Genomic DNA, 26,663 nt, shown 5'->3' on the forward strand with positions numbered 1-26,663 from the left:
TTCCTTATCTGCCAAGCCATTCGGTGGCGGTGGTGACCTCGGCGAGGGTGGCGGGGTCGGGGTCGACGCCGATGCCGGGGGCGGTGGGGACGGGGAGGTGGCCGTCGGCGAGGACGAAGGGGGCGGTGATGTCGCGGGAGAAGTAGCGGTCCGAGGCGGAGGTGTCGCCGGGCAGGACGCAGCCGGGCAGCGCGGCGAGGGCGACGTTGGCGGCGCGGCCGAGGCCGGTCTCCAGCATGCCGCCGACCCAGACGGGTACGCCGTTGGCGGCGCAGACGTCGTGTACGCGGCGGGCCTCCAGGTAGCCGCCGACCCGGCCGGGCTTGATGTTGACGACGGACGTGGCCCCGAGCGCGATCGCGTCGGCGGCGGCGCGGGCGCTGGTGATGGACTCGTCCAGGCAGATCGGGGTGCGCACCTGCCGGGCCAGCTCGGCGTGGCCCCGGATGTCGTCCTCGGGCAGCGGCTGCTCCATCAGCAGCAGGTCGAACGGGTCGAGCTTGGCCAGGTGCCGGGCGTCGGCCAGCGTGTACGCGGTGTTCGCGTCGACCTGGAGCAGAATGTCGCCGAAGCGCTCGCGCACCGCCCGGACGGGCGCCACGTCCCAGCCGGGCTGGATCTTCAGCTTGATCCGCAGGTAGCCCTCGGCGAGGTAGCCCTCGACCGCGTCGAGCAGCTCCGGGATCGAGTCCATGATGCCGACGGAGACACCCGCGGGGACCCGGTCGCGCACCGCGCCCAGGTGCGCGGCCAGCGGCATGCCGGCCAGCCGCAGCCGGGCGTCGAGCAGCGCGGTCTGCACCGCGGCCTTCGCCATCGGGTGCCCCTTGATCTTCGCGAAGGGCACCTCGGCCTGGTACGGGTCGGCGTCGGGCAGGCTCAGCACCGCCGGGACCAGGTAGCGGCGCACCACCTCGGCGGCCGCGTCGACGTACTCGCTGGAGTACAGCGGCGCGGACATGGCCACGCACTCGCCCCAGCCCTCGGCCCCCTCCTCGGTGACCGCGCGCACCAGCAGCACGTCGCGGTCCCGCTCCACCCCGAACGACGTCCGGAACGGACTGACCAGCGGCATCGCGATGCGGCGCAGCTCGAACCCGGTCACCTTCATGATCTGACCTCCAACACGTACCGTCCGTCCCGGGTGATCCCGGTGATCCGGTAACCCGCTTCCAGCGCGGCGCAGATCGCCTCGCGCACCGCGTACCGCCAGGCCCGTGCCGTGTCGCGGTCGCGCCGCCGCAGCGCCTCCACGTCGGCGGGCACCGCCACCAGCAGCGGCCGCCCGTCCGGCGGCGGAGGCTGGTCCGGCACGCGCGGCGCGTCCTCGGCGGTGCGGCCCAGCAGCTCTCCGGCCGCGGCCTGCACCCACAGCTCGACCTCGGCGGTCTCACCCCGGGCCGCCGCGCAGGCGGCCGGTGACAGCAGGTCCCAGCGCACGTAGATGCGGTCGGTGGCCTCGCCGGTGTTGATGCCGTCGTTCATCTCGCCGTAGAAGTCCGGCAGGTAGGCGGCCGCCGTCGCGCCGAGCTTGTGCAGGTTCACGTGCGCGTTGCGGCGCACCAGCGGGTCGAAGGTCCAGCACACCTCACCGACCCCTCGCGCCAGGGCCCAGGCCCGCTGGTGCTGCTTGAGGGCGAAGCCCACGCCGCGGCTCTGCCGCGCCGGGTCCACGCCGGCGATGTGCGAGTGCAGATGACCCACGCCGAAGAAGCCCACCGCCGTGCCGATGAGGACATCGTCGCGGTACGCGCCGACGACGTAGTTGCCGGAGTGCTCCAGCGCGCGCATCATCCCGCTGTTGATTAGCTGGTCGGGCGAGTCCGCCCGCCAGATCCGGCACAGCAGTTCCGCGGCGGCATGCTGCTCGGCCACGGTGACCAGCTCCCGCATGCGTATGTCCAGCCGCTCGGCGGCCGCGGTGGCCAGCGCCTCCGCCTCCTCGACCGCGTCGAGGGTGATCTGCTCCGTCACGTCGACCCACTCTCTGCCCGCCGGCCGCGCACCGCTGCCACCTCCACCGTAAGCACGGGGCGCAGCTTCGGAACCGGCCGTTGCAGCAGAACCGTACGGGTCGGCGGATCGCGCCTTCATCGTCGCGGCCGACGAAACCCACCCACCGCGGTCATCGGCGCGAACATGCCCGTCAGCCGGCCTCGCTGACGGCGATGGCGAGGGTGACGGCCGAGTCGAGCGTCTTCGGGTTGAGCACGCCCTCGGGGAGCTCGTCGGGCCAGCCGGGGCCGGCCGCGGCGACCACGGGCGGCCGCTGCGGCATCGCGAGCAGCTCGCGCAGGGTCGCCACATCGGCCGTGCCGGCCGTGTGCGACCAGATCACCGCGATGGCCGGGCCGGTACGCCGCACCGCGTCGAGCAGGGCACGCGGCGGCACCCTGGCCCCCAGCAGCCGCGCGGCGACCCCGCGTTCGGCCAGCGCGGCGGCCAGCGCCTCCAGCGGCAGGCTGTGCTGCTCCTCGTCGGCGCAGGCCAGCAGCACGGGCACGGGCGAGCCGGGCGCGGGGCGGGGCACCCCACCGAGCACCTCGCTGACACACCGCGACACCAGGTGCTCGACCTCGACCAGGCGCTGCGTGGCGGCGTGCCGGGCACCGATCCCGGCGAGCACCGGCACCAGCAGGTCCTGCCAGGCCGCCGCCACCCCGTGCTGGGCCACCGCGTCGTGCACCAGGTGGCGTACGGTCAGCGCGTCCAGCCGCATCGCGGCCCGGGCCAGGCCGCGGGCCTGGGCGCCGGCGCGGCCCACGGCCACGGTGTGCCCGCCCCCGGCGCGGGCCGCCGGGCGCTCCTCGCCCAGCTCGGCGATGCCGTCGTCGGTGGCCGAGCGGGCGATGCGCGCGGCCTCGGCAGCCGGCACACCCTGCGCGGTGAGCCGCTGCATCGTCTCCAGCCGGCGCAGGTCGGCCGCGTCGTAGCGGCGGTGGTGGCCGGGGTCGTGCGCGCTGGGCCCGAGCCCGTACCGCTGATGCCAGGTGCGCAGCGTGGTCACGGCGATGCCGAGCCGCCGGGCGACGGCACCCGCACTCAGACCCTCGTCGTCGTCTGCCACGCCGAGAGCGTACCGCAGGGTACAGTTGCGTTGATTGTTGCATCGTTATCTGCGCTGGTGATGACCATGAAAACCGCCGTGCTGCTGCTCACCCGGGACCTGCGCGTGCACGACCAGCCCGCGCTCGCGGGCGCGTGCGCGAACGCCGAACACGTGGTGCCGCTGTTCGTCGCCGACCGGAGCCTGGACGTGCCCGCCAACCGGCGCCGTTTCCTGCTGGAGAGCCTGGGTGACCTGCGCGAGGCGCTGCGCCGTCGCGGCGGTGACCTGCTCGTGCGCTCCGGCGACCCGGTCGCCGAGACCATCCGGGTGGCCCGCGCGGTCGGCGCCGACGGCGTGGCGGTGACCGCGGACGTCTCCGCGTACGCGCTGCGCCGCCAGGAGCGCCTCACCCGCGCCTGCGAGCGGGAGCGGCTCGCGCTCAAGCTGTTCCCGGGGGTGACCGTGGTCCCGCCCGGCGCGGTCACGCCCTCGACCGGCGGCGACCACTACAGGGTGTTCACGCCGTACTGGCGCGCCTGGCAGTCCCAGCGCTGGCGCGGCACCGTGGCCACGCCGCGGCGGATCCCCCTGCCCGAGGGCGTCACCGGCGACGATCCGCGCAAGGTGCTCGGGGACGCGCCCGGCGAGTCGCCGAGCCTGATGCCCGGCGGCGAGACCGAGGCGCGGCGCCGGCTGAAGGCCTGGCTGCCGCACGCCGCCGCCTACCCCGACCGGCACGACGACCTGCCTGGCGACGCAACCTCCCGGCTGAGCCCGTACCTGCACTTCGGCAACCTGTCCCCGCTGGCGCTGGCGGTCACGGACGGCCTGCCCGACGCCTACCTGCGGCAGCTGTGCTGGCGGGACTTCTACCACCAGGTGCTGGCCGCGTTCCCGAAGCTCGGCTCCCAGGCCTACCGGCCGGGCGCGGAGGAGCGCTGGAAGGACGATCCGGTGGCGTTGCAGGCGTGGCAGGCCGGGCAGACCGGAGTGCCGCTGGTGGACGCGGGCATGCGGCAGCTGGCCGCCGAGGGCTGGATGCACAACCGGGCCCGGCTGGTCACCGCGTCGTACCTGACCAAGACCCTCGGCCTGGACTGGCGCGACGGTGCGGCCTGGTTCGCCCGGCTGCTCATCGACGCCGACGTGGCCAACAACAACGGCAACTGGCAGTGGGTCGCCGGGACCGGCAACGACACCAAGCCGTACCGGCGATTCAGCCCGCAGCGCCAGACCGAGCGCTTCGACCCGGACGGCGAGTACATCCGCCGCTGGACCTGAGCCGGAACCGGTTCCGTCACCGCTACGAGCCCTCCCATCTGCACTTATACGAACACCGTGGTGCCTGGACGACCTCGCAGTCCCGCCGCCGCAGCTGCCATACGAGATCTGAACTGCGATTAGGCGCCTTCACACAAGATCGCTGGATGCGTGATCACGCATCCAGCGATCCGGTGGGAGGACTCGCCGATGCCGCCCACCGCGACGGCATCGACCGATAATGCGTCGTTCTCTGCATCGATTCTGCCGGACGAGGCACACTGGTGTCCTCGGTTTGGCAGAAGACCGGCGGAGCGTCCGGGCACGAACTCCGCAGAGGGCGATGCAAGGAGTGAACATGCGCAGGCCCGCTTTGCAGGTGCGCAACGCCGCAGAGCACCCGCGCGCGCTCGTCGTCGTGCTGCACGGCGGCGCCGCCGACGGGCACGGCCGCGCCCACCGCGGGCGCCCGGCGTACCTGCGCATGCTGCCGTTCCTGCGCACACCGCCCGCGGACGCCGCGGTATGGGTGCTGCGGTACCGGTATCGAGGCTGGAACGGCGGCGCCGCCGACCCGGTCCGGGACCTGGCCTGGGCACTGGACGAGGCCGCCCGCCGCCACCACCCCGGCCTCCCGGTGATCCTCGTCGGGCACTCGATGGGCGGCCGCACCGCACTGTGGGGCGCCGGCGCGCCGCAGGTCACCGCCGTATGCGCGCTCGCACCATGGATCGAGCCCGGCGACCCCGTGGACCAGCTCGCCGGGCGCACCGTGCTGATCGCCCACGGCGACCGGGACCGGATCACCGACCCGCACGCCTCCCGCCGCTACGCCGACGCGGCCGCGCGGGCGGGCGCGCACGTGACCTATCACGAGGTAACCGGCGACGGGCATGGCATGCTGCGCCGCGCCCGCCACTGGCACGACCTCGTCCGTGCCTTCGTCACCGCCCAGCTGCCCGCGGCCACCCCGCCCCGGACAGCATGACGAGGGCCGGGCGAGTGCCCGGCCCTCGTGCGGAGAGACTGTCTCAGTCGACGTTCGACCGGGACGCGATCGGCGCGACCAGCGCGACGCCGAGCGCCGCGAACCCGATCTGGAAGAGCAGCTCCAGCCAGTCCACGCCACCCGTGTTGGCCACGTTGAACGCGCCCGCCACGAACGTGCCCAGCAGGGCCGCCACGACGCCGATGAGCATGGTCAGCCACAGGGCGATGGACTGCCGGCCCGGCAGGACCAGCCGACCGAGCACACCGATGACCAGACCGATGATGATGGCGGTGAAGATACCGGTGATTTCCACGGTGTCCCTTCCTTTCATGTCGTTGGCATTGGACTGCCCGCCCGCCCGGACTCTTAAACACCCGCAGAGTCCTTTTAAGAACAACGCGGTCGGCGTGTTAGGCGCTCTATTCCACTGGGCCGAGAGGGCACACGAATGGGGCCCCGGCGCGAACGCCGGGGCCCCATTACTCAGTTGTCACCGGGGCGGCATGCGGTCGGCGTAGTACGTGCCGACCTGGTCCCGGTACAGGAGGTCGTCGCGACGGTCCGGGTCGTACTCCGGAGCATCCTTGATCTCGGCCTTGGTGCGGTTGACGTACACCTTCTCCTCGAGGAAGTCGATGTTGTTCACCACACCCGCGGGAAGCATCCGCTTGCTGCCGAAGATCCACGGACCGGTGTCGACGACGATGCAGCTCGAACCGGTGGTGCCGGTCGTCTCATCGATCTTGCCGATACCGCCGTCGGTCGCCTCGACGTGGAAGCCGACGATCGAACGGTCTCCGCCGTCCTCCGTCGTCTTGTAGTCGAGGTCCTCCTTGTAGCTCCACGGGTCCCAGGGGATCGGGTTCATCGCGGTCATGATTCCTCCTCCTTTCGGACTGGTTGCTGACGACAACCGCCTACCCGCTCCCATCCACCGCTAACCTCCGCCCGCCGATTGATCGTCCGACTTGCCTGGCACTTGGGCGGATCACCGTCCAAGATTCGCCCAGGTGCCAGGCAAGTCGAGCGATCACGTGGCCACTCCGCCCGGAATGCATGGATCGGCGGGGGTATGGGTACGAGTGCGGGCATGGCGCGAACGGAGCGGGTGATGGAGGCCTCCCCGGAGCGGGTCTTCGCCGTGCTGGCCGACGGCTGGAGCTACGCGGATTGGGTGGTCGGCACCGCGCACATCAGGGACGTCGACTCCAGCTGGCCCGCCATGGGCAGCCGGCTGCACCACAAGGTCGGCCCGTGGCCGCTGTCCACGGCCGACGTCACGCACGTGGTCAGCTGCGATCCGCCGCACCGGCTGGTGATGCGGGCCAGGATGTGGCCGCTGGGCGAGGCCGTCGTCGCCTTCACCCTGGTCCGCGTGGACGCCGGGCGCACCCGGGTCATCCTGGTCGAGGACTTCGTCCGCGGCCCCATGCGCTGGATGCGCACGAAGGTCAACGACCTGGCGCTGCACGGCCGCAACATCGAGGTGCTCAGCCGCCTGGCCGACTTCGCGGAGAACCGGGAGAGCACCTACGACGCCCGCGCGCTGGCCGAGGTGCGGCTGGAACGCGTGGCACGGCACTGACCGTTTTGCCCCGTTCCCGCACCCGATCGCCCCACTCCCGCAGCCACGCGGCGCGCCGCGACCGCGGCGACCTCGCCGGGGAGCATCATCGGACGGTGACCCTTCCCCTGCACACGGCGGCCCCGCTGGACTACTACCTGCTGCTGCGCCCGGCCGACGACCGGGTCGAGGGCGTCGTCATCGAGGAGTTCTCGGTGCGCGACGACGGCACCGTCAGCGGCCTCGACACCTCCGCGTGGACCGTCGACACCGGTGGCTGGTGGAGTTCCGCCGAGTTCGGCGCCGCCATGCGTGCCGATCCCGCCGTACGCGGCAGGCTGCGCCCCGTGCACCGCGACGCCGCCGAGACGGCATACCGGCTGCTCAGCGGCGGGGCGCTCGACGAGGAGGCGGTGCTGCGGCTCAACTTCCTGGACCACCGGCGGCTGCCGAACGCGGCACCCCTGTCCCTCAACGACGGGCCGGAACCGGGCAGCCGCGTCTACCGGATCCTGTTCGCCGGTGACTTCTCCGCCGCCGCGCTCGACGAGCTGCGCGCCGCCTGGCAGCTGGTGCCGGTCGACCCGGCACTGGACCCGCTGGGGCGGGTCGTCGGGCGCACCCAGGGCACGGCCGGGGCGCACGACGTGGCCTGGGAGCTGCGGCGCATCGGCGCGGGCCTGGGCTGGGCCGTCGACGTCACCGTCCGGTTGCGCGAAGGCGATCACGAGACGGTGCCCGCCGCGCTGTACGAGCTGCGTCAAGAGGCCCGGGCCTGCGGCCTGCTCCCGGTCACCGTGGAACGCTTCGCCTGACCCGCCCGGCCCGGCCGCCGGGCCGCCGGGCCGCCGGGCCATGATCGTGGTCTCGTGTCAGAACCTGTGGTCGCACCGCCCTTTCTGACACGAGACAGTGATCATGGCGACCGGCCCCAGGCGGACAGGGCGGCGAAGTCGTCGTCGCGCAACCCGAGGCGCGGGTCGACCCGGTAGGGCAGCGCGCGCCCGGGGTGGTGCGCCCCGATCCACCGCGCGTCGATGCCGGTCAGCTCGTCGTCGACCCAGGCGAAGTCGCGGCCGTCCGCCCACGCGACGAGCGCCCGGGTCTTGAAGTGCAGGCCGTCGCGGCCGTCCGGACGCGGCTGCGGCCAGTGCACCACCGGCAGCTCGGGCAGCCCCAGCACCGGAGAGATCCATTCGTTGGCCTCGCCGGTCCAGGTCGTCGCCCACACCAGGTCGTACGGCAGGGCGAGCAGCCGTGGCCCGTGGTCGGGCCGCAGCCATACCCGCAGCGGTTTGATCCGGCGGCCCATGAGGTCGTAGCCCTGCAGCGAGGCCAAGGCCATGCGATGGGTGAGGTAGCCCTCGGGCCGCCGGCAGGGCTTGGCGGCGTACGGGTTGAGCGGTCCGTCGACGTCCAGGAAGAGCAGCGGGCGCGCCATCCGCGAACTGTAGGCCGACGGTGCCGCGCACGTCCGCCGGTTTTCGCCATGCAGGACGCAGAATGAGCCATGGCATACGGGGTGATTTCTGATGAAACGTCCCACGAGCGGCTGTCTGTGCGCGTCGCCGGCATCGTGCAGGGCGTCGGCTTCCGGCCGTTCGTGTACACACTCGCGCAGCGGCTGCACCTGCACGGGCACGTCGGCAACGACACCGAGGGCGTCTTCATCGAGGCCGAGGGCCCGCGCCCGGCGCTGGACGCGTTCCTGTCCGCCCTGGACCTGGAACGCCCACCGCTCGCGGTGATCGATTCGCTGACCGCGCTGCCGCTGCCGGTCACCGGGCAGCCCGGCTTCGTCATCGTCGCCAGCGACGCGTCCGGCCCGCCCGCCGCGCAGGTCAGCCCCGACGCCGCGACCTGCGAGGCATGCCTGGCCGAGACGACCGGCGGGGGCGGCCGGCGGCAGGGGTACGCGTTCACCAACTGCACGCACTGCGGCCCGCGCTTCACCATCGTGCGCGACGTGCCCTACGACCGGCCGAACACCACCATGGCCGCCTTCACCATGTGCGAGGACTGCGCCAAGGAGTACGCCGACCCCACCGATCGCCGGTTCCACGCGCAGCCGGTGTGCTGCCCCGCGTGCGGCCCACGGCTGCGCCTGGTCGGCATGGACGGCCGGGCGCTGCTCGGCGACCACACCGACCCGATCGCGGCGACCGCGCGGCTGCTGCGCAGCGGGGCGATCGTCGCGGTGAAGGGGCTGGGCGGCTACCACCTGGCGGTCGACGCGACCCATCCGGAGGCGGCGGCCCGGCTGCGGGCGGGCAAGCACCGCGAGGACAAGCCGTTCGCGCTGATGGTGGCCGACGTCGCCGAAGCGGCCGGGATCGCCGAGGTCGAACCGGCCGCCGCGCGGCTGCTGCGGCACCCGGCCCGGCCGATCGTGCTGCTGCCGCGGCGCGAGCGGCACCCCGCGTTCCGGATCGCCGGCGCGGTCGCGCCGGGCTGCCGCGAGCTGGGCGTGCTGCTGCCCTACACACCGCTGCACCACCTGCTGCTCGGCACGGTCGGGCGGCCCCTGGTGATGACGAGCGGCAACCTGTCGGACGAGCCGATCGCCTACCGCGACGACGACGCGCTGGCCCGGCTGGCGGGCCTCGCCGACGTGGCGCTGACCCACGACCGGCCCATCCACATGCGCACCGACGACTCGGTGGCCCGGGTGGTGCGCGGCGCGCCCATGCTGCTGCGCCGCTCGCGCGGGTACGTGCCGCGCCCGCTGCGGCTGCCGTGGGCGCTGCGGCGGCCGGTGCTGGGCTGCGGCGCGGCGCTGAAGAACACGTTCTGCCTGGCGCGCGGGCAGTACGCGACGCTGTCGCACCACATCGGCGACCTGGAGAACGCGCGTACCCACGGCTCCTACGCCGACGGGATCGCGCACCTGGAACGGCTGCTCGGCATCACGCCCGAGCTGGTCGCGCACGACCTGCACCCCGACTACCTGTCCACGGCGTACGCGCTGGAGCGGGAGGGGGTCCAGACGGTCGGGGTGCAGCACCACCACGCCCACATCGCGTCCTGCCTGGCCGAGCACGGGGTGCAGCAGGCGGTGATCGGGGTCGCGTTCGACGGGCTCGGCTACGGCGACGACGGCACGCTGTGGGGCGGCGAGATCCTGGTCGCGGACCTGGCGGCGTACGCCCGGGTGGGCCACCTGGAGGCGGTGCCGATGCCCGGCGGGGCGGCGGCGGTGCGCGAGCCGTGGCGCATGGCGCTGTCGTACCTGGACCGGCTGGGCGGTGACCTGCCGGTGCTGCCGCTGGTGGCCCGGCAGGCGCAGCGGTGGCGGCCGGTCCGCGAGGCGGCACGGCGCGGCGTGAACGCCCCGCTGACCTCCAGCGCGGGCCGGCTGTTCGACGCGGTCGCGGCGCTGCTCGACCTGCGCGACGAGGTCACCTACGAGGGCCAGGCCGCGGTGGACCTGGAGCAGATCGCCGAGCGCGGCGACGTCACCGGGTACGCCGCCCGGGTCGGCGAGGACCCGGTGCTGACGCTGCACGGCGTGGACCTGGTCCGGTCGGTGGTGGCCGACCGGCTCGACGGCGTGCCGGTGCCGCTGGTCGCGGCCCGGTTCCACGCCGGGCTCGCCGATCTCGTGGCCGGCGCGTGCGCGCTGGTGCGCGAGCGGCACGGCCTGGACACGGTCGCCCTGTCCGGCGGCGTCTTCCAGAACACGCTGCTGCTGAACCGTACCGTCGACCGCCTGCTCGCCACCGGTTTCCGGGTCCTGACCCACAGCCAGGTCCCCCCGAACGACGGCGGCATCAGCCTCGGCCAGGTCACCGTCGCCGCCGCCCGCGACCGCTGAGAGTCAGGAAGGGCACCTTCTACACCGACGTCCGTTAAGAAGGTGCCCTTCCTTCCTTATTTGTCGATGAGGCGCTGGACGCCGTCGAGGATGACGTCGAGGCCGAAGGCGAAGGCGTGGGCCGGGTCGCTGGAGGCCTGGTAGACCTCGCTGGAGGCCTGGCCGACGCGGGACGCGACGGGGTAGTCGCCGTGCGCGACGCGTTCCAGCACGGGGGCGGTGGCCCGCCACCACTCCTGCTCGGTCATGCCCGACTCGCGCTGCGCCTTGGCCAGCCCGGCGTGGGTGCGGGCGACGCCCTCGACGTGGGTCAGCACCAGGGTCAGCACCGAGTCCTGCTGCAGGTCGGTCAGGCCGATGCCCTCCAGCACCCGCAGCTCGGCCTCGTACTTGAGGAACGCGTGCGGGCCCAGCGTCGGCCGGCCGCCGGTCACGTCCAGCAGCCACGGGTGCCGCAGGGTCAGGTCCCAGTTGCGGTCGGCGATGTAGCGGAGCCCGTCGCGCCAGCCGCCCTTGCTCGCCGGGTCGTCGACACCCGTGTACAGCTCGCCGATTACGGTGTCGATCATCAGGTCGGTGAGCTCGGTCTTGCCCGGGACATGGGTGTACAGCGACATGGTGCCCGCGCCGAGCCGCTCGGCGACGCGGCGCATGGTGGCCGCGTCGATCCCCTCGGCGTCGGCCAGCTCGATCGCGGCCGTGACGATCGCCCGCACGGTGAGCCCGGACCGGCCGGGCCGCTGGTGCGAGCCCCACAGGAGGGCGAGGCTGCGGCCGGGGTCGCTCTTGGCGGTCATGGGACAGTCACCTCGTCGTATCGGCGGTGTACCCCGCACGGTACAGACCCGCACGGCCCACCCATGATCCCGCCAGGCCCGGCGCGCCGCGGCCCGGACCTGCCAAGCGTTAGGAAGGGCACCTTCTACATCGGAAAGCGATAAGAAGGTGCCCTTCCTTTACTCGGCGGGGGTGGGGGTGACCGAGGTGGCGGGCAGGGCCATGGTGATGCGGCTGTGGCCCTGGTGGGCGGCCGCGGCCGCTTCGTGGTACGCGTCGAGCTGGGCGAGGAACTCCTCGGAGCGGTAGAGGGAGCCGTCCACGGCGGGGCCGGGGCGGCCTTCGAGGACCGCGACGACGTCGTCGCCGGTGAGGGTCTTGTGCGTCTCGAGGGCGTGGGCCAGGGCGAGCACGTCGCGGCGGTGCTGGACGAGCATCTGGCCGGTCCGTTCGAGCAGCTCGCTGAGCATGTCCTCGATGCGGTCGGCCAGCGCCCGGCGGATGTCGGCCTCGGTGTCCTGGCCCTTCTTGCGCCGGCCGCCCTGGCCGCCGCCGGGGGCGCCGACCTCCAGGCGCTTGGCGGTGGAGTACGACGACACGGTGCCGCCCATGCCCCAGTAGCCCTCCATGAACGAGGCGACCGTGGTGGCCGACTCCAGGTCCCCGGAGACGCCCGAGGAGCTGTCGCCGCCGAAGAACAGCCGCTCCCCGGCCAGCGACGCGAGCGATACGCAGATGTCGGACTCGTACTCGGTGCGCCACCGGGTGAACTGGTCCTCGGGCGGGATGCTGGCCACCATGCCCAGGTAGTCGCTGCCCTTCTCGATGGTGGCGATGTCGATCTCCATGTGGTGCCGGGTGCGGTACGCGATCACCGCGTGGCATGCCTCGTGCACCGCCACGGCGTGCCGCTCCCGCTCGATGTACTCGACGTCCTCCGGCGGCCCCAGCTCCTTGAGCTGCTTGGCCCGCATCACGTCGCGCCAGGCGATGACCTCGCGGCCGTCCCGGATCGCGGTGATCAGCGCCTCGTTGATCAGATCCTTGATGGTCGCGCCGGTCGCGTACGGCGTGATCGTGGCGAGCTTGTCGATCTGCGCCGAGGTCAGCTCGTGGCGCACCTTGCCGAGATAGCCCTCGTAGGTGCGCACCCGCCCGGCCTTGCTCGGGTAGCCGACCTTGTAGATGCGGTCGATGCGGCCCGGCCGCAGCAGCGCCTCGTCCAGCGCCTCCGGCAGGTTCGTCGCCATCATCACCAGGATCCGGTAGCGCGGCGGCGGCTTGGGGCGCATGCCGAGCACCCGGCGCACGTACCGGTTGACGAAGCCGCGCGGCTTCTTCAGCCCGGACAGCTCGGTGAGCAGCGCCTGCAGCGTGCCCATGCCCGCGCCGCCGCCCATGCCCGCGCCCATCACGAACCGGCTGCGCCGCCCGGTCTGCTCCGGCTCGGCCTCGGCGCGCAGGTCGGCGGCGGCGTGCCGGGACAGCCGCCACTGCGTCTCCGGTGACAGGTAGCCGAAGCCGTGGCAGCCCTCGGCCGCCGGGCCGAACGCCGGCCGCATGCCGCGCGGGAAGCCCGGACCGCCCTGCGCCAGCATGCCGCGGCTGCCCAGCGAGTCCGCCTCGTCGAAGAAGACGATGACCCCGCCGTAGCGCAGCGCCAGCTTGCGCAGCTTGCGGAACAGCGACTTGACCTTCAGGATGCCGACGCCCATGAACATGTTGGTGAACGCGCCCGGATCGACGAACACGTACGGCTTGCCGGTCTCCCCCGCGACCGCCTCGGCCATCAGCGTCTTGCCGGTGCCCGGCGGGCCCCACAGCAGCAGGCCGGACGGCACGTAGCCGCCCTTGGCCTCGATCTCCTCGGGCCGCTCCAGGAACACGATGTTCTCCCGGACCCGCGCCAGCACGTGGTCCTGGCCCCAGACGTCGGCGAACCGGGTCTTGATGTCGTCGGGGTAGTACACGTCCACGCCGCCCCGCGACAGGAACCAGAAGATCGCTACGAACTGCAGCACGACCACGGCCAGGATGAAGATCAGCTGCAGCGCGTACGGCAGCAGCGCCCACAGGATCGCCGGGGCCTGGAACAGCGCCAGCACCGGCGAGGTGTCCAGCACCGCCCCCGCCACCAGCGCGAACACCCCGATCCAGAACAGCCACTTCAGCATCCGGGCCAGCCGGAACCGGCTCCAGTCCGACAGCCGCCGATGCGTGACCCGCTCGAAGCCGCCGAACACCCGGTGCGTCCAGAACCGGTGGTACGCCGACCAGTGCTCGCTCACCAGGAAATGCAGCTGGCGCAGCAGCTCGACGCCGGCCAGGATCAGCAGCCAGCGCGCCTCGGTCAGCTGGATCAGCGCCGCCTCCGAGAACGGCATGCCGCCCGGGAAGTCGGCGATCGTCGCCCACACCAGCACCAGCCACGCGATCGCGAACAGGAACAGGAACTTGACCCGGTCCCAGAACGGCAGGCGCTTGCGCGTCGGCCGCTCCTGCTGGCGGAACGGCTCGCCGGGCGGGCGCAGGCCCTCGACCGGCTCGGTCGGCTCGTTCATCGTGGGCTCCTCACCGTGAAGGACTGCACGACCGCGTCCAGGTCCCCCGCCCGCAGGCGGAAGCACGTGGCCGAACAGCGCAGGATGAACTGGTAGAGCCGCCCGCCCGCGTCGTCGACGTAGACGGTCTGGACGAACGTCTGCAGCGCGCCGCCGCCGGGGCTGTAGTTGAAGACGGTGCGTGCCCCGCGCGCCCCGTTCTCGGCCGCGAGCACCTCGTCCGAGATCAGCTCGAAGCCCTGGAAGATCGGGTTCTGGGCGTTGTCCTCGCGCGCCTGAGGGGTGATCGGGAACAGCAGGTCCCGCGCGCCGTTCAGGGACACCGCGTTGACCTCGGCCTCGCTGAGGCGCCGCACCATGACGTACACGAACGGCTCGTCACCCAGGCCGAGGAACAGGTGCAGCGGCTGGGCGGAGTCGGCGCCGTCGTAGGCGACCGACCAGATGCGCTCGCGCCGCGCCGCCGCGGCCGCCGACTCCGGGTCCTCACCGGACAGCAGCCCGTCCATCTCCTCGTGGGTGAGCCGCTGCCAGCCGTTGGGGACCTTGAAGTACACGCCGTCGTCGGCGTTCTTCACGTACTCGAACTCGGGGGCTCCGCACCCGCCGGACACGGCCGTCACGGCCGTGAGGAGGAGGGCGGCCAGTGTCGACCTGCCCCGCGTGCCCGCTGCCTGCCGCCTGCTCTTCATGACTGACCCCCACACCGCCGGGGTGCCACCGCCCGCCCGCACGAAGCGGTGACGTTGTAAGGAGTATGGGCGACGATCGATCAGCGCTCGGATTGGCTGCACAGCCGGTCTTCTAGTCCGCTCAACCGATAGCGAAATCGACAGATGTAGCTGATTATCTTCATGGTCGCCCCGGCCCCTTACGGCCCGCAACGCTGACCTCGGCGCGCCACCGGCGATGATCGCCACCTCGTGTCGAAATGTGCGGCCAGCCCACACCTTCTGACACGAAACGCCGATCTTCCCGCGCGGCAGCCGGAGCCCAGCGACAGCGTGTCAAGTCAAGATCGCGGTCTCGTGTCGAAACATGGGGTCTAAGCACAGGTTCCGACACGAGACCGCGATCTCCACGCGCAGGGCCGCCATCGAGCCGGAGCGTCGCGGCCCATGATCGCCGTTTCGTGTCGAAAGGTTGCGTCTAACCACACATCTCGACACGAAACGGCGATCTTGCCCACCGCCGCGCCGCCACCACCGATGCGGTGCCACCGCGCCGCCACCGCCGTGCCGCCACCGCCGTGCCGCCACCGCCGCGCCGCCACGATGCCGCGCCGCTGCGCTGCCGCCACCGCCGTGCCGCCACCGCGCCTGTGAGCTGCCACTACCTCGCCCGCCGCCAGCGGTTCTTGCGGGTAGCCGCATCCGCGCGGCGGGTCAGCCCAGGTTGGGGCGGAGCCAGCGCTCCACGTCCGCAAGGTCCGCGCCGCGCCGGGCCGCGTAGTCCGCCAGCTGGTCCCGCCCGATCCGCCCGACCGTGAAGTAGCGCGACGCCGGGTTCGCCAGCATCAGCCCGCTCACGCTCGCCGCCGGCGTCATCGCGAACGACTCGGTCAGCGCCAGGCCCACCCGCTCGGCCCCGAGCAGGTCGAACAGCTCGCGCTTGAGCGTGTGGTCCGGCGTGGCCGGGTAGCCGAACGCGGGCCGGATGCCCCGGAACCGCTCGGCGTGCAGATCCTCGATCGCCGGTTCCGCACCGGGCTCGTACCACTCCCGCCGCGCCTTCAGGTGCAGGTGCTCGGCGAACGCCTCCGCGAGCCGGTCCGCCAGCGCCTTCACCATGATCGCGCGGTAGTCGTCGTGCTCGGCCTCGTACGCGGCCGCCAGCTCGTCCGCCCCATGGATCGCGACGCCGAACCCGCCCAGGTGATCCCCGGCCGGGGCCAGGTAGTCCGACAGGCACCGGTTGGGCCGCCCGGCGGGCTTGGCCGTCTGCTGCCGCAGCATCGGCAGCCGGAGCCCCGACTCCAGCAGGATGTCGTCACCCTCGGCGTGGGCGGGCCAGAACCCGTACACACCCCGCGCGGTCAGCGACCCGTTCGCGATGATCTCGTCGAGCATGGTGTTGGCGTCGGCGAACAGCTCCCGCGCCTGCGGCAGCTCCAGGATCGCCGGGTACTTCCCCTTCAGCTCCCAGGCCAGGAACAGGAACGTCCAGTCGATCATCGCGCGCAGCTCGGCCAGCTCCGGCGCGACCTCGCGCACCCCGGTGAACGCGGGCACCGGCAGCTCGGCGAAGTCGACCCGCTCCGCGTTGGCGCGCGCCTCGGCCAGGGTGAGCAGCGGTTGCCGGGTCTTGTTCGCGTGCTCCTCGCGCAGCCGCGCCTGCTCGGCCCGGTTGGCCGCGGACAGCTTCTCCGCGCGGTCCGGGTCGAGCAGGTCGGACACCACGCCGACGACGCGGGAGGCGTCGAGCACGTGCACGGTGTCGGCCTCGTACGCCGGCGCGATGCGCACCGCCGTGTGCTGGCGCGAGGTGGTGGCCCCGCCGATGAGCAGCGGCAGCTTGATGCCGCGGCGCTGCATCTCCTGCGCGACCGACACCATCTCGTCCAGCGACGGCGTGATCAGCCCGGACAGGCCGATCACGTCGGCGCCCTCGGCCAGCGCGGTGTCCAGGATCTTCGCGGCGGGCACCATCACCCCGAGGTCGATCACCTCGTAGTTGTTGCAGCCCAGCACGACCCCGACGATGTTCTTGCCGATGTCGTGCACGTCGCCCTTGACCGTGGCCAGCACGACCTTGCCCTGGCCCCGCTCGGCGGCCAGGCGTCCCTCCCGGCGCGCCTGCTCCTTCTCCGCCTCCATGTACGGCTCCAGATAGGCCACCGCGCGCTTCATCACCCGGGCGCTCTTGACCACCTGCGGCAGGAACATCTTGCCCGCGCCGAACAGGTCGCCGACGACCTTCATGCCGTCCATCAGCGGGCCCTCGATCACGTCGAGCGGCCGGGCGGCCTCCTGCCGGGCCAGCTCGGTGTCCTCCTCGATGAAGTCCACGATGCCGTGCACCAGCGCGTGCGACAGCCGCTGCGCCACCGGCGCGTCCCGCCAGGACAGGTCGGCGACGCGCTTGGCGGTCTCGCCGCTGACCGTGGCGGCGTACGCGACGAGCCGGTCGGTGGCGTCGGGGCGCCGGTCGAACAGCACGTCCTCGACCAGCTCGCGCAGCTGCTCGGGGATGTCCTCGTAGACGGCGAGCTGGCCCGCGTTGACGATGCCCATGTCGAGCCCGGCGCGCACCGCGTGCAGCAGGAACGCCGAGTGCATCGCCTCGCGCACCACGTCGTTGCCGCGGAACGAGAACGACAGGTTGGAGATGCCGCCGCTGGTCCGCGCGCCGGGGCAGCGCTGCTTGATCAGCGGCAGCGCGTCGATGAACGCCTTGGCGTAGCCGTTGTGCTCGGCGATGCCGGTGGCCACGGCGAGCACGTTCGGGTCGAAGACGATGTCCTCCGGCGCGAAGCCCGCCTGCTGGGTGAGCAGGTCGTACGCCCGCGCGCAGATCTCCACCTTGCGCTCGACGGTGTCGGCCTGGCCCTGCTCGTCGAAGGCCATCACCACCACGCCCGCGCCGTAGCCGCGAATGCGCCGGGCCTGGTCGAGGAACGGCTCCTCGCCCTCCTTGAGGCTGATCGAGTTGACCACGCCCTTGCCCTGCACGCACTTGAGGCCGGCTTCGAGCACGCTCCACTTCGAGCTGTCCACCATGATCGGGATCCGGGCCACCTCGGGCTCGGTCGCGATCAGGTTGAGGAACGTGGTCATCGCCCGCTCGCTGTCGAGCAGGTCGGCGTCCATGTTCACGTCGAGCAGGTTCGCGCCGCCGCGCACCTGGTCCAGCGCCACCTCGACCGCGCCGCTGTGGTCACCGGCCTCGATGAGGCGGCGGAACTTCGCCGAGCCGGTCACGTTGGTCCGCTCGCCGATCATGACGAAGCCGGTGTCGGGGCCGATCGCGAACGACTCCAGCCCGCTGAACCGGGTCGCCGCCTCGATCCGCGGCACCGGCCGCGGGGGCAGGCCCCGCACGGCCGCGGCGACCTGCGCGATGTGCTCGGGCGTGGTGCCGCAGCAGCCGCCCGCGATGTTGACCAGGCCGGACCGGGCGAACTCGCCCATCAGCTCCCCGGTCTCGGCCGGGGTCTGGTCGTAGCCGCCGAACGCGTTGGGCAGCCCCGCGTTGGGGTGGCTGGCGACGTACACACCCGCGAGCCGGGACAGCTCGGCCACGTGCGGGCGCAGCTCGGTCGCGCCCAGCGCGCAGTTCACGCCGACGATCAGCGGCTCGGCCCGCTCGATCGAACGCCAGAACGCCTCGACGGTCTGCCCGGACAGGGTGCGCCCGCTCAGGTCGACGATGGTCACCGAGATCCACAGCGGCAGGTCCGGGGCCACCTCGCGGGCCGCGGCGATGGCGGCCTTGGCGTTGAGCGTGTCGAAGATGGTCTCGATGAGCAGCAGGTCGACGCCGCCTTCGGCGAGCGCGGAGATCTGTTCCGCGTACGCCTCGCGCACCTGGTCGAAGGAGACGGCCCGGAACGCGGGGTCGTCCACCTTCGGCGACAGCGACAGGGTCACGTTGAGCGGGCCGACCGACCCGGCGACGAACCGCCCGCCGGCCTCGTCGGCGGCCTGCCGGGCCAGCTGCGCGGCGCGCACGTTCATCTCGCGTACGTGCGCCTCCAGGCCGTAGTCGGCCTGGCCGATGCTGGTGGCGGTGAACGTGTTGGTCGAGGTGATGTCGGCGCCCGCGGCGAAGTAGCGCCGGTGCACGTCGAGGACCAGGTCGGGCCGGGTCAGGTTGAGCACGTCCGGGTCGCCGGTGACGTCGTGCGAGTGGTCGCCGAAGCGGTCGCCGCGGTAGTCGTCCGGGGTGAGCCGGGCCTGCTGGAGCAGCGTGCCCCAGGCGCCGTCGAGCACCGCGATACGGCTGTCCAGCAGGTCACGCAGCGCGTGCTGCCGGGCGGCGGGGGAAACGGGCTGGTTCAACACGACACCTCCGACGGATCGGAGGCGCCCTTGCGGAAGTGGAACCGGCCGAGCGTGGCGGGCTGAAACAGCCCGTTGCAGCGCCTCTCGACCTGATCACGAAGTCTACCCGCGGCGATGATCCGGGGTGGGCGCGCACGCCGACGTCCCGCACCTCGGGACAGCCGGACACCGCGACGCGAACCTCACTGTCCGTAGCCATCGCCGCGATGCCCGAGCCGAAACGATTTCGGAACATTCCGAAAGTATTGCGGTCGCTGGTCACGGTATGCGGGCGAATTTGCCTGGATGCATGCCATTGACATCGATCAGGCCCTCTGCCTGAATGGACCGAAAGCGATTTAGATCGTCTTCGGTCGATCTACGGGTGGCAGTTCACCGCCTGCCGCGGACGCCACGCACGGTGACGATCTCACCGTGCCCGTCTCCCGTTCGCTCCCCCGGATCGCGCGCTGCCCGGTGCGCACGCCGAAAGGACAACGGCACATGTCCCCATCCCCACCCCACCGCCGCCGGCTGGTCGTCGCGGTGACGCTGCTGGCCCTGCTCAGCGGCACCCCGGCCGCGGCCGGGCCGAATACGGCGGCGGGCGCCGAATACACCCGCGCCCGGCCGACCGACAACGCCGCCACCGGCATGATCTGGTCCGGCCTGGCCGCCGACCGCGCCGGCCCCTGCGCCGGTCTCTACCGCGTGGCCGGTCTCAGCACCACCATGTGCACGCACGGCCCCGATCCGGCCCCGGCCGGGCTCGACATCAAGCGCTCGGTCGCCCCGCTGCCCCAGCGGGCGGCCACCGCGGCGGCACCGTCCGCGCTGGCCGTGTGCGAGGGCGACGGCACCTCCGGCCGCCGCGTCGAGGTGCTCTACGTGCACGGCACCACCAACCGCTACAGCCAGTACGTGGAGACGTTCCGGCAGCTCGCCGAGCAGGTCGACGTCATCTTCAACGAGAGCGCCAAGGCCACCGGCGGCGAGCGGCACGTCCGCTACGTCACCGAGAACGTCAACGGCGCCTGCCGCCCCGTGGTCCGCGACGTGCAGATCGCCGACTCGGCGCTGAACGCCGACGACTGGGCGCCGCTGCTCAACGCGGTCAAGGCGGCGGGCTACACCCGCACCGACCGCAAGTACCTGCAGTTCGTCGACGCCAGGGTGTACTGCGGCATCGGCGGTTTCGCGGGCGACACCCGCAAGTCCGACGCCAACCGCTCCAACACCGGCCCGGAGTACGCCCGCGCCGACAGCGGCTGCTGGACGGCCGGCGTCGCCGCACACGAGCTCGGCCACACCCTGGGCGCGGTCAACAACAACGCCCCCAACGCCTCCGGCGCCGCGCACTGCGTCGACGAGTACGACGTCATGTGCTACAAGGACAGCGACGGCGTGGTGCTGCGCTACAGCTGCCCCACCCAGGCGCTGGACAACCGCCTGGACTGCAACCACGACGACTACTACCACACCAGCCCGCCCGCGGGCAGCTACCTCGCGACGTACTACAACGTCGCGGACAACCTGTTCCTCATCAAGGGCGGCGGCACCACCCCGCCCCCGCCGAGCAGCAACCTGGCGCTGAGCGCGACCGCGAGCGCGAGCTACACGTCCCCCTGGGAGAGCGTGCTGGCGGTCAACGACGGCATCGACCCGCCGTCGTCCAACGACACCGTCAACCGCCGCTGGGGCACCTGGCCCAACACCGGCCAGCAGTGGGCGGAGCTGAGGTGGTCGTCGGCGCAGCAGGTGCGCGTGGCCGACGTGTACTTCTTCGACGACAACGGGGGCGTGCGGCTGCCCGCCTCCTGGTCGTTGCAGTACTGGAACGGCAGCGCGTACGTAGCGGTGCCCGGCGCGAGCGGCTACCCCATCGCCGCGAACGTCTACAACCGGACCACGTTCACCAGCGTCTCGACCACCCGGCTGCGGGTCGTGCTGAACAGCGGCGCGGGCTCGGTCGGCCTGCTGGAGGTCAAGGTCACCAGCTGAACCACGCGGGCCGGGCGCGTTCGGTCGCGCCCGGCCCGCCTCCCTCCCTGGAGCCTGATGAAAACCATCCGCCGGTACGCCGTCGCGGCAGCCGCCGCCGCGGCGCTGCTGCTCGTCCCGGCCCGCCCCGCGGCCGCGCACGACGGGGTGCTGCCCACCCTGCACCACGACGGCCGGGGCACGGTCTGGCTCACCCTGGCCTGGGCCGACGGCCACCCGATCAGCGAACCCGCGGTGGCCCTGCTGTCCGGCCAGAGCACCCAGGGCGGGTCGGTCGCCGCCACCGCGCTGCGCCCGCTCCCCCACGACCCGGCGACCCTGCCGCTGCCCGGCGCGCTCGCCCCCGGCGACTGGTCGCTGACCGTGGACGTGGCCGCCCCGGGTGTGGGCTACTGCGCCGTCTCGTTCCGGGTCGCCGCCGACGGCGTACCCCAGACGATCGCCTGTGCCGTGCCGGAGACCGCGGCCGCCCCGGCGGCCCCGCCCGGCGAGGGGCGGTCCAGCGCGATGCCACTCGTCGCGGGTGTCGTCGCCGTGCTCGCCGTCGCCGCGCTCACCTGGCCGCTGCTGCGGCGACGCCGGCCACCACGCCGCAGGGCGGTCAGGGCTTCGTGATCCAAAGGACGCAGCGCGGCCGCTCGCCGGTGCGGAGGAACTCGTGACCCGCCTGGCGTACGAGCTCCGCCGGGACCTCGAACGTCCAGTCCGTCGCTGCCAGGACCGCCTGCACGTGCGGCGGGAAGTCCTCCGGGATGTCGGCGACCGTGTCCGCCGGGTCCGTGCCGTCCGGCACCGGCCCGACGCCGATCTGCACGTCGACCTCGTCCTCCCACAGCAGTCCCGGATACGGGCCCAGCGCGACGACGAGCCGCCGCTCCCCGGCCCCCGCGAGCGTCGCCGCATGGTCGGGCGCGCCGTCCAGCAGCGCGTCCAGCGCCTCGGCCGAGTCGACGGGCACCCACCCGTCCGACCCGGATACGCCGGCGACGATCTCACCTGCCATCCGGCGAATCTCCCCCAGCGCTCAGGTCCAGAAGTGCCATACCTCGAGAGCGGTGCGGCTGGGATGGTGGCCGTGGCGCGGGGATCATCCCGATGGTCCATGCGGTACGGATGAACGGCGCTTACCCCGGGACGTGGCGGGGCCTACCTTGTCGGCATGAGGGCTTGGGGCCCCGCCCTGGCGCAGGCACGGACCGCGACCGTGCTGCTGGCCGTAGTGCTCGCGGCCGGCTGCGGCGCGCCGGACGCCGCCGCCCGGACCTGCGCGGCGCCGGTGCGGTGCGTGCCGCTCGGGCGCAACGCCACGGCCGTCGTGTTCAGCCCGGACGGCAGCCGGTTCGCGGTCGGCGGCATCGGGACGCTGCGCGTGTTCGACACCGCCTCCGGCACGCTGGTCGCGGACATGCCCGTACGCGAATTCGAGCCGGTCACCGAGCTGGTGTTCAGCCCGGACGGCACCCGGGTGGCCACTCCGGTCGAGGGCGGCGCACGGCTGTGGGACGCCGCGACCGGGCTGCCCGCGGGCACCCTGACCGGACACGTACGGGTGCCGCTCGACCTCGCGTACAGCCCGGACGGCGCCTGGCTGGCCGGAGCGGGCAGCACCGGGGTCGTGCGCATCTGGCAGGTGTCCACCGGACGGACGTTCCGGGTGCTGCCCACCGGCACCGGCCGGGTCGACGCCGTCACGTTCAGCCCGGACCGCCGCACGGTGGCCGCGGCGGGAGGCGACGGCGCGGTCCGCATCTGGCAGGTGGCGACCGGCGCGCTGGTCAGCACCCTGCAGGGGCACACCGGTGCGGTGCGCGAGCTCTCCTACGCTCCGCTGGGCGGCCTGCTGGCAAGCGGCGGCGAGGACGGCACGGTGCGCGTGTGGAACCTGGCCACGAAGGCCGGCAGCGTCCTGTCCGGACACGACGGTGCGGTGCACGAGGTCGTGTTCTGCCCCGACGGCCACACCGTCGCCAGCGGCGGGGTCGACGGCACCGTCCGCATCTGGCAGGTCAAGGACGCGGCGCAGCGGACGATGCCGGAGAGCGAGGCACGGGACGCCGACGGCCGGATGAGCGCCGTCATCGGCATCGCGATCTCCCCCGACGGCACCACCCTCGCCGTCGCCGACGGCGGCCGGCACCTGCGCCTCTGGCACATCGAATCCCTCACCTGACCCCTCGCGGCGAACGGCGCAGCGTGCAGTTTCGGGGAAACTGCAGCCCGGCTCACGGCGCAGCGTGCAGTTTCGGGGAAACTGCAGCCCGGGTCGCGGCGGAGCGGGCGGACACGGCACGCGGGACGGCTCCGCTCAGCCGTCCCGCGTGAGTCCCGTGGCGGGTGGTTAACCCGGGCGTGCCGCCTTTCCACGTGCGGCACGCCCGGCCCCCACCGACATCAACTGAGCCCGTTGCGCCCGATGACGTCGGTAAACCAGCGGGCACTGTCCTTCGGAGTGCGCCGCTGGGTGTCGTAGTCGACATGCACGATGCCGAACCGTTTGCCGTATCCGTACGCCCATTCGTAATTGTCCAGCAGCGACCATGCAAGATAGCCGCGGACGTCGGCGCCCTCGGACACGGCCGCGTGCACGGCCCGCAGGTGCGCGTCGAGGTAGCCGATGCGGTCGGCGTCGGCGACCCGGTCCCCGTCGAGCACGTCGTCGTAGGCCGCGCCGTTCTCGGTGATCATGAGCGGGGTGCCCGGGTAGTCCGTGGACAGCCGCATCAGCAGCTCATACAGCGCGGTCGCGTCCACCGGCCAGCCCATCGCGGTCACCGGCAGGTCCTGCGGCACGTACTCGCAGCCCTCGCTGCCCGGGTTGGCCGGGCCGCAGGTGACGCCCACCCCGGCGCGCACCCGCGACGGCTGGTAGAAGTTCACCCCGAGCAGGTCGATGGGCGAGGCGATGACCGCCTCGTCACCGGGCTCGACGCGGCGGTCGACGCCGAAGCGGGCCAGCAGCGCCCGCATGTCCTGCGGGTAGCCGCCCTTCAGCACGGCGTCCAGCCAGATCCGGTTGTGCAGGCCGTCGATGTGCCGGACCGCCGCGAGGTCGTGCGGGTCGGCCGGGTCGTCGGGGCGTACGCAGGCCAGGTTGAGCGTCAGCGACACCTCACGCGCCCCACCTGCCCGCAGCGCCCGCACGGACAGGCCGTGCCCGAGGAGGAGGTGGTGCACGGCCTCCAGCGCGGCGACCGGGTCCTGCCGGCCCGGGGCGTGATCGCCGCTGCCGTAACCCAGGAAGGCCGAGCACCACGGCTCGTTGAGGGTGGTCCAGGTGGCGACCCGGTCGCCGAGCCGGGCCACCGTGGCCGCCGCCAGATCGGCCAGGTAGTACGCCGTGTCGCGGTTGGTCCAGCCGCCCCGGTCCTCCAGGACCTGCGGCAGGTCCCAGTGGTAGAGGGTGGCCATCGGCTCGATGCCGTGGCTGAGCAACTCGTCCACGAGGCGGTCGTAGAAGTCCAGGCCACGGGCGTTCACCGGCCCGGAGCCGTCCGGCTTGATGCGCGGCCAGGCGACCGAGAAGCGGTAGGTGCCCAGGCCCAGCTCGGACATGAGGCGTACGTCGTCGCGGTAGCGGTGGTAGTGGTCGCAGGCCACGTCACCGGAGTGCCCCTGGAAGACCCGGCCGGGGGTGCGGGCGTAGGTGTCCCAGATCGACGGGGTGCGGCCGTCCTCGGCGGCGGCGCCCTCGATCTGGTACGACGCGGTCGCCGCGCCCCAGCGGAACCCCTCCGGGAAGCGCAGCACGGCGCGCTCGGCCAGCCGTGGATCGGGTGCTACAGCGGTCACGACTTCACCGCTCCCTGCATGATGCCTCCGATGATGTACTTGCCGAGCAGTGCGAACACGACCAGCAGCGGCAACGTGGCGATCGCGGTGCCGGTCAGCGACAGCGAGTAGTCCTGGATGTAGCCGCTGGCCAGGGTGGAGAGGGCGGTCTGCACGGTGGGGTCCTCCGGGGTGAGGACGACCAGCGGCCAGAAGAAGTCGTTCCAGGCCGACATGAAGGTGAGCATGCCGAGCACCGCGGCGGCCGGTTTCGAGGCGGGCAGCACCACGTGCCAGAAGATGCGCAGCGTATGGCAGCCGTCGACCCGCGCGGCCTCCAGCAGCTCGTTGGGCACCGCCTCGCGCAGGTACTGCGTCATGAAGAACACGCCGAACGCGCTGACCAGGCCGGGTGCGACGACGGCGTACAGGGTGCCGGTCCACTCGATCTTCGCCATCAGCATGTACAGCGGGATGATGCCGAGCTGGTTCGGGATCATCATGGTGGCGATGACGAGCACGAGCAGCGCGTTGCGGCCCTTGAAGTTCAGCTTGGCGAAGGCGAAGCCGGCCAGCGTGGAGAACAGCACCACGCTGATGGTGATGGACGCGGAGATGACCACCGAGTTGGCCAGCGCCTTGCCGAACGGCACCGTGCCGAAAGCCCGGTCCAGGTTCGCCAGCAGGTTCGGGCCGATGCCGAACGGCGGCGGCACCTGGCCGAGGATGCCGTTGTCGTGCGAGGCGACGACCACGGACCAGTAGAGCGGGAACCCGGAGAACAGGCCCAGCCCGGCCAGCGCCAGGTAGGCGAGCTTGCCCGGCCGCCGCTCGGCCGAGAACCTCCGGCGGCGCGGGCGGGCCGGCGGCTCGGCGGGCACGGCCGGGGCCGGGCGGACCGGGGCGGGGGCAGGCGTCGTGGTGGTCATCAGGACCTCCGCAGGCGGCTGGTGAGGAAGTAGTTGATCGCCGCGACGATCACGATGATGCCGAACATCGCCCACGCGGCCGTGGACGCGTAACCGAAGTCGAAGCGGGAGAAGCCGACCTCGTACAGGTACAGCGACAGGGTCTGGAACTGCCGGTCCGAACCACCGGTCATGCTCCCGCCGCCGAACAGCAGCGGCTCGGCCAGGACCTGCATACCGCCGATCGTCGACACGATGACCGTGAAGATGATCGTCGGGCGGATCGCGGGGATCGTGATTCGGGTGAGCTGCTGGAGGCTGCTGGCGCCGTCGAGGGCGGAGGCGTCGTAGAGGTCGCGGTTCACGGCCTGCATCGCGGCGAGGTAGATCAGCGCGTTGTAGCCCGTCCACCGCCAGATGATCATCACTGAGATCGCGATCTGCGAGCTCGCCGTGCCGGCCTGCCAGTCGATGCGGCCCAGCCCCAGCGACTCCAGGACCCAGTTCACCAGGCCGTAGTCCTTGCCGAAGATCTGCCCGAAGATGATCGCCACCGCCGCCACCGACGTGATGTTCGGCAGCACCGCCGTCATCCGCCAGAACGTGGGCGCGCGCAGGCGCTGGTTGAGCACGTGGGCCAGCAGCAGCGCCATCAGCAGCTGCGGCACCGTGGAGATCACCCAGATCTGGGCCGTGTTGCGCAGCGCGTTCCAGAAGTACTCGTCAGCCAGCAGATCCTTGTAGTTCTGCAGGCCCAGGAAGGTGTGCGTCTCCGACAGCAGGCTCCACTCGTGCAGCGACACCCACGCGGTGTACGCCAGCGGGAAGATGCCGAACGCGGCGAAGATCAGGAAGAAGGGCAGCACGTACAGGTACGGCGAGGCCTTCAGGTCGAGGCGGTAGAACGTGCTTTTCATGTGCGGACGGGCTCCCTTCGAGCGGGTCGGGGCGGGTCCGGCCGCGGCGCACGTGTGCCGCGGCCGGACCC

The 26,663-nt window shown here is 72.4% G+C and carries 22 protein-coding genes and 1 riboswitch; of the genes, 8 read left to right on the forward strand and 14 right to left on the reverse strand.

Going from position 1 to position 26,663, the window contains the following annotated elements; all coding sequences use genetic code 11:
• Window positions 1-4: 4 nt before the first annotated feature.
• From menC to CS0771_RS33095, 3 genes are all read right to left on the reverse strand, one after another.
• Complete coding sequence (menC, locus tag CS0771_RS33085) at window positions 5-1,111, reverse strand: o-succinylbenzoate synthase (protein ID WP_212844663.1); 1,107 nt, start codon at window positions 1,109-1,111, stop codon at window positions 5-7.
• On the reverse strand, window positions 1,108-1,974 hold the full coding sequence (locus CS0771_RS33090; protein WP_212844664.1) for a GNAT family N-acetyltransferase: 867 nt from the start codon (window positions 1,972-1,974) through the stop codon (window positions 1,108-1,110). The genes menC and CS0771_RS33090 overlap by 4 nt, the downstream gene beginning before the upstream one ends.
• A 172-nt stretch (window positions 1,975-2,146) precedes the next feature.
• Window positions 2,147-3,067, reverse strand: coding sequence for a MerR family transcriptional regulator (locus tag CS0771_RS33095; RefSeq protein WP_212844665.1), 921 nt, complete (start codon window positions 3,065-3,067; stop codon window positions 2,147-2,149).
• 66 nt (window positions 3,068-3,133) lie between these two features.
• Here CS0771_RS33095 and CS0771_RS33100 point away from each other — a divergent pair, with 66 nt between their 5' ends.
• Together CS0771_RS33100 and CS0771_RS33105 are read left to right on the forward strand one after the other, a co-directional pair.
• Window positions 3,134-4,330, forward strand: a complete 1,197-nt coding sequence (locus CS0771_RS33100) for a deoxyribodipyrimidine photo-lyase (protein WP_371821520.1) — start codon at window positions 3,134-3,136, stop codon at window positions 4,328-4,330.
• A gap of 337 nt (window positions 4,331-4,667) precedes the next feature.
• Window positions 4,668-5,297, forward strand: a complete 630-nt coding sequence (locus tag CS0771_RS33105; RefSeq protein WP_244871178.1) for an alpha/beta hydrolase — start codon at window positions 4,668-4,670, stop codon at window positions 5,295-5,297.
• Between the two features lie 43 nt (window positions 5,298-5,340).
• Here CS0771_RS33105 and CS0771_RS33110 read toward each other — a convergent pair whose 3' ends face one another.
• Both CS0771_RS33110 and CS0771_RS33115 read right to left on the reverse strand, forming a co-directional pair.
• The gene (locus CS0771_RS33110; RefSeq protein ID WP_212844668.1) at window positions 5,341-5,613 is read right to left on the reverse strand and encodes a GlsB/YeaQ/YmgE family stress response membrane protein; all 273 of its coding nucleotides are present in this window, start codon (window positions 5,611-5,613) and stop codon (window positions 5,341-5,343) included.
• A 177-nt stretch (window positions 5,614-5,790) separates the two neighbouring features.
• Window positions 5,791-6,177, reverse strand: coding sequence for a PRC-barrel domain containing protein (locus tag CS0771_RS33115; protein WP_244871179.1), 387 nt, complete (start codon window positions 6,175-6,177; stop codon window positions 5,791-5,793).
• Window positions 6,178-6,390: 213 nt separating this feature from the next.
• Between CS0771_RS33115 and CS0771_RS33120 the strand changes: the two genes are divergently transcribed.
• Together CS0771_RS33120 and CS0771_RS33125 are read left to right on the forward strand one after the other, a co-directional pair.
• Window positions 6,391-6,885, forward strand: a complete 495-nt coding sequence (locus CS0771_RS33120) for an SRPBCC domain-containing protein (protein WP_212844669.1) — start codon at window positions 6,391-6,393, stop codon at window positions 6,883-6,885.
• 95 nt (window positions 6,886-6,980) lie between these two features.
• Window positions 6,981-7,679: a hypothetical protein gene (locus CS0771_RS33125; protein ID WP_212844670.1), complete on the forward strand. Its 699-nt coding sequence runs from the start codon at window positions 6,981-6,983 to the stop codon at window positions 7,677-7,679.
• A gap of 101 nt (window positions 7,680-7,780) precedes the next feature.
• Here the strand turns inward: CS0771_RS33125 and CS0771_RS33130 are convergent, their stop codons facing one another.
• Window positions 7,781-8,305, reverse strand: a complete 525-nt coding sequence (locus CS0771_RS33130; protein ID WP_212844671.1) for a hypothetical protein — start codon at window positions 8,303-8,305, stop codon at window positions 7,781-7,783.
• 81 nt (window positions 8,306-8,386) lie between these two features.
• Between CS0771_RS33130 and hypF the strand changes: the two genes are divergently transcribed.
• Window positions 8,387-10,678: a carbamoyltransferase HypF gene (hypF, locus tag CS0771_RS33135; RefSeq protein ID WP_212844672.1), complete on the forward strand. Its 2,292-nt coding sequence runs from the start codon at window positions 8,387-8,389 to the stop codon at window positions 10,676-10,678.
• A 56-nt stretch (window positions 10,679-10,734) separates the two neighbouring features.
• On the opposite strand, the gene CS0771_RS33140 is transcribed toward hypF, so the two are convergent.
• From CS0771_RS33140 to metH, 4 genes are all read right to left on the reverse strand, one after another.
• Window positions 10,735-11,475 (reverse strand): TetR/AcrR family transcriptional regulator, encoded by a 741-nt coding sequence (locus CS0771_RS33140; protein WP_212844673.1) that lies wholly within the window; start codon window positions 11,473-11,475, stop codon window positions 10,735-10,737.
• 159 nt (window positions 11,476-11,634) lie between these two features.
• Window positions 11,635-14,016: an AAA family ATPase gene (locus tag CS0771_RS33145; RefSeq protein ID WP_212844674.1), complete on the reverse strand. Its 2,382-nt coding sequence runs from the start codon at window positions 14,014-14,016 to the stop codon at window positions 11,635-11,637.
• Window positions 14,013-14,639 (reverse strand): hypothetical protein, encoded by a 627-nt coding sequence (locus CS0771_RS33150; RefSeq protein ID WP_212844675.1) that lies wholly within the window; start codon window positions 14,637-14,639, stop codon window positions 14,013-14,015. The genes CS0771_RS33145 and CS0771_RS33150 overlap by 4 nt, the downstream gene beginning before the upstream one ends.
• A 762-nt stretch (window positions 14,640-15,401) precedes the next feature.
• On the reverse strand, window positions 15,402-19,016 hold the full coding sequence (gene metH / locus CS0771_RS33155) for a methionine synthase (RefSeq protein ID WP_256442858.1): 3,615 nt from the start codon (window positions 19,014-19,016) through the stop codon (window positions 15,402-15,404).
• 15 nt (window positions 19,017-19,031) lie between these two features.
• Window positions 19,032-19,111: riboswitch (S-adenosyl-L-homocysteine riboswitch) on the reverse strand.
• A gap of 391 nt (window positions 19,112-19,502) precedes the next feature.
• Here metH and CS0771_RS39140 point away from each other — a divergent pair.
• On the forward strand, window positions 19,503-20,999 hold the full coding sequence (locus CS0771_RS39140) for a hypothetical protein (RefSeq protein WP_244871180.1): 1,497 nt from the start codon (window positions 19,503-19,505) through the stop codon (window positions 20,997-20,999).
• 57 nt (window positions 21,000-21,056) lie between these two features.
• A complete protein-coding gene (locus tag CS0771_RS33165) occupies window positions 21,057-21,614 on the forward strand; it encodes a hypothetical protein (protein WP_212844676.1) in 558 nt (185 codons plus the stop codon).
• On the opposite strand, the gene CS0771_RS33170 is transcribed toward CS0771_RS33165, so the two are convergent.
• The gene (locus tag CS0771_RS33170) at window positions 21,601-22,002 is read right to left on the reverse strand and encodes an Imm1 family immunity protein (RefSeq protein WP_212844677.1); all 402 of its coding nucleotides are present in this window, start codon (window positions 22,000-22,002) and stop codon (window positions 21,601-21,603) included. The genes CS0771_RS33165 and CS0771_RS33170 overlap by 14 nt on opposite strands.
• 156 nt (window positions 22,003-22,158) lie before the next feature.
• Between CS0771_RS33170 and CS0771_RS33175 the strand changes: the two genes are divergently transcribed.
• The gene (locus CS0771_RS33175) at window positions 22,159-23,169 is read left to right on the forward strand and encodes a WD40 repeat domain-containing protein (RefSeq protein WP_212844678.1); all 1,011 of its coding nucleotides are present in this window, start codon (window positions 22,159-22,161) and stop codon (window positions 23,167-23,169) included.
• 221 nt (window positions 23,170-23,390) lie between these two features.
• Here CS0771_RS33175 and CS0771_RS33180 read toward each other — a convergent pair whose 3' ends face one another.
• From CS0771_RS33180 to CS0771_RS33190, 3 genes are read right to left on the reverse strand one after another with little or no spacing between them, the layout of a single operon-like run.
• Complete coding sequence (locus CS0771_RS33180; RefSeq protein WP_244871181.1) at window positions 23,391-24,788, reverse strand: GH1 family beta-glucosidase; 1,398 nt, start codon at window positions 24,786-24,788, stop codon at window positions 23,391-23,393.
• Window positions 24,785-25,696: a carbohydrate ABC transporter permease gene (locus CS0771_RS33185; protein ID WP_212844679.1), complete on the reverse strand. Its 912-nt coding sequence runs from the start codon at window positions 25,694-25,696 to the stop codon at window positions 24,785-24,787. The genes CS0771_RS33180 and CS0771_RS33185 overlap by 4 nt, the downstream gene beginning before the upstream one ends.
• Entirely contained in the window at window positions 25,696-26,592 is an 897-nt protein-coding gene (locus tag CS0771_RS33190; RefSeq protein WP_212844680.1) for a carbohydrate ABC transporter permease, read from the reverse strand. Before CS0771_RS33190 ends, CS0771_RS33185 begins: the two co-directional genes overlap by 1 nt.
• Window positions 26,593-26,663: the final 71 nt, after the last annotated feature.

The organism is Catellatospora sp. IY07-71, from assembly GCF_018326265.1.
In the GTDB taxonomy this organism is placed as follows: Bacteria; Actinomycetota; Actinomycetes; order Mycobacteriales; family Micromonosporaceae; genus Catellatospora.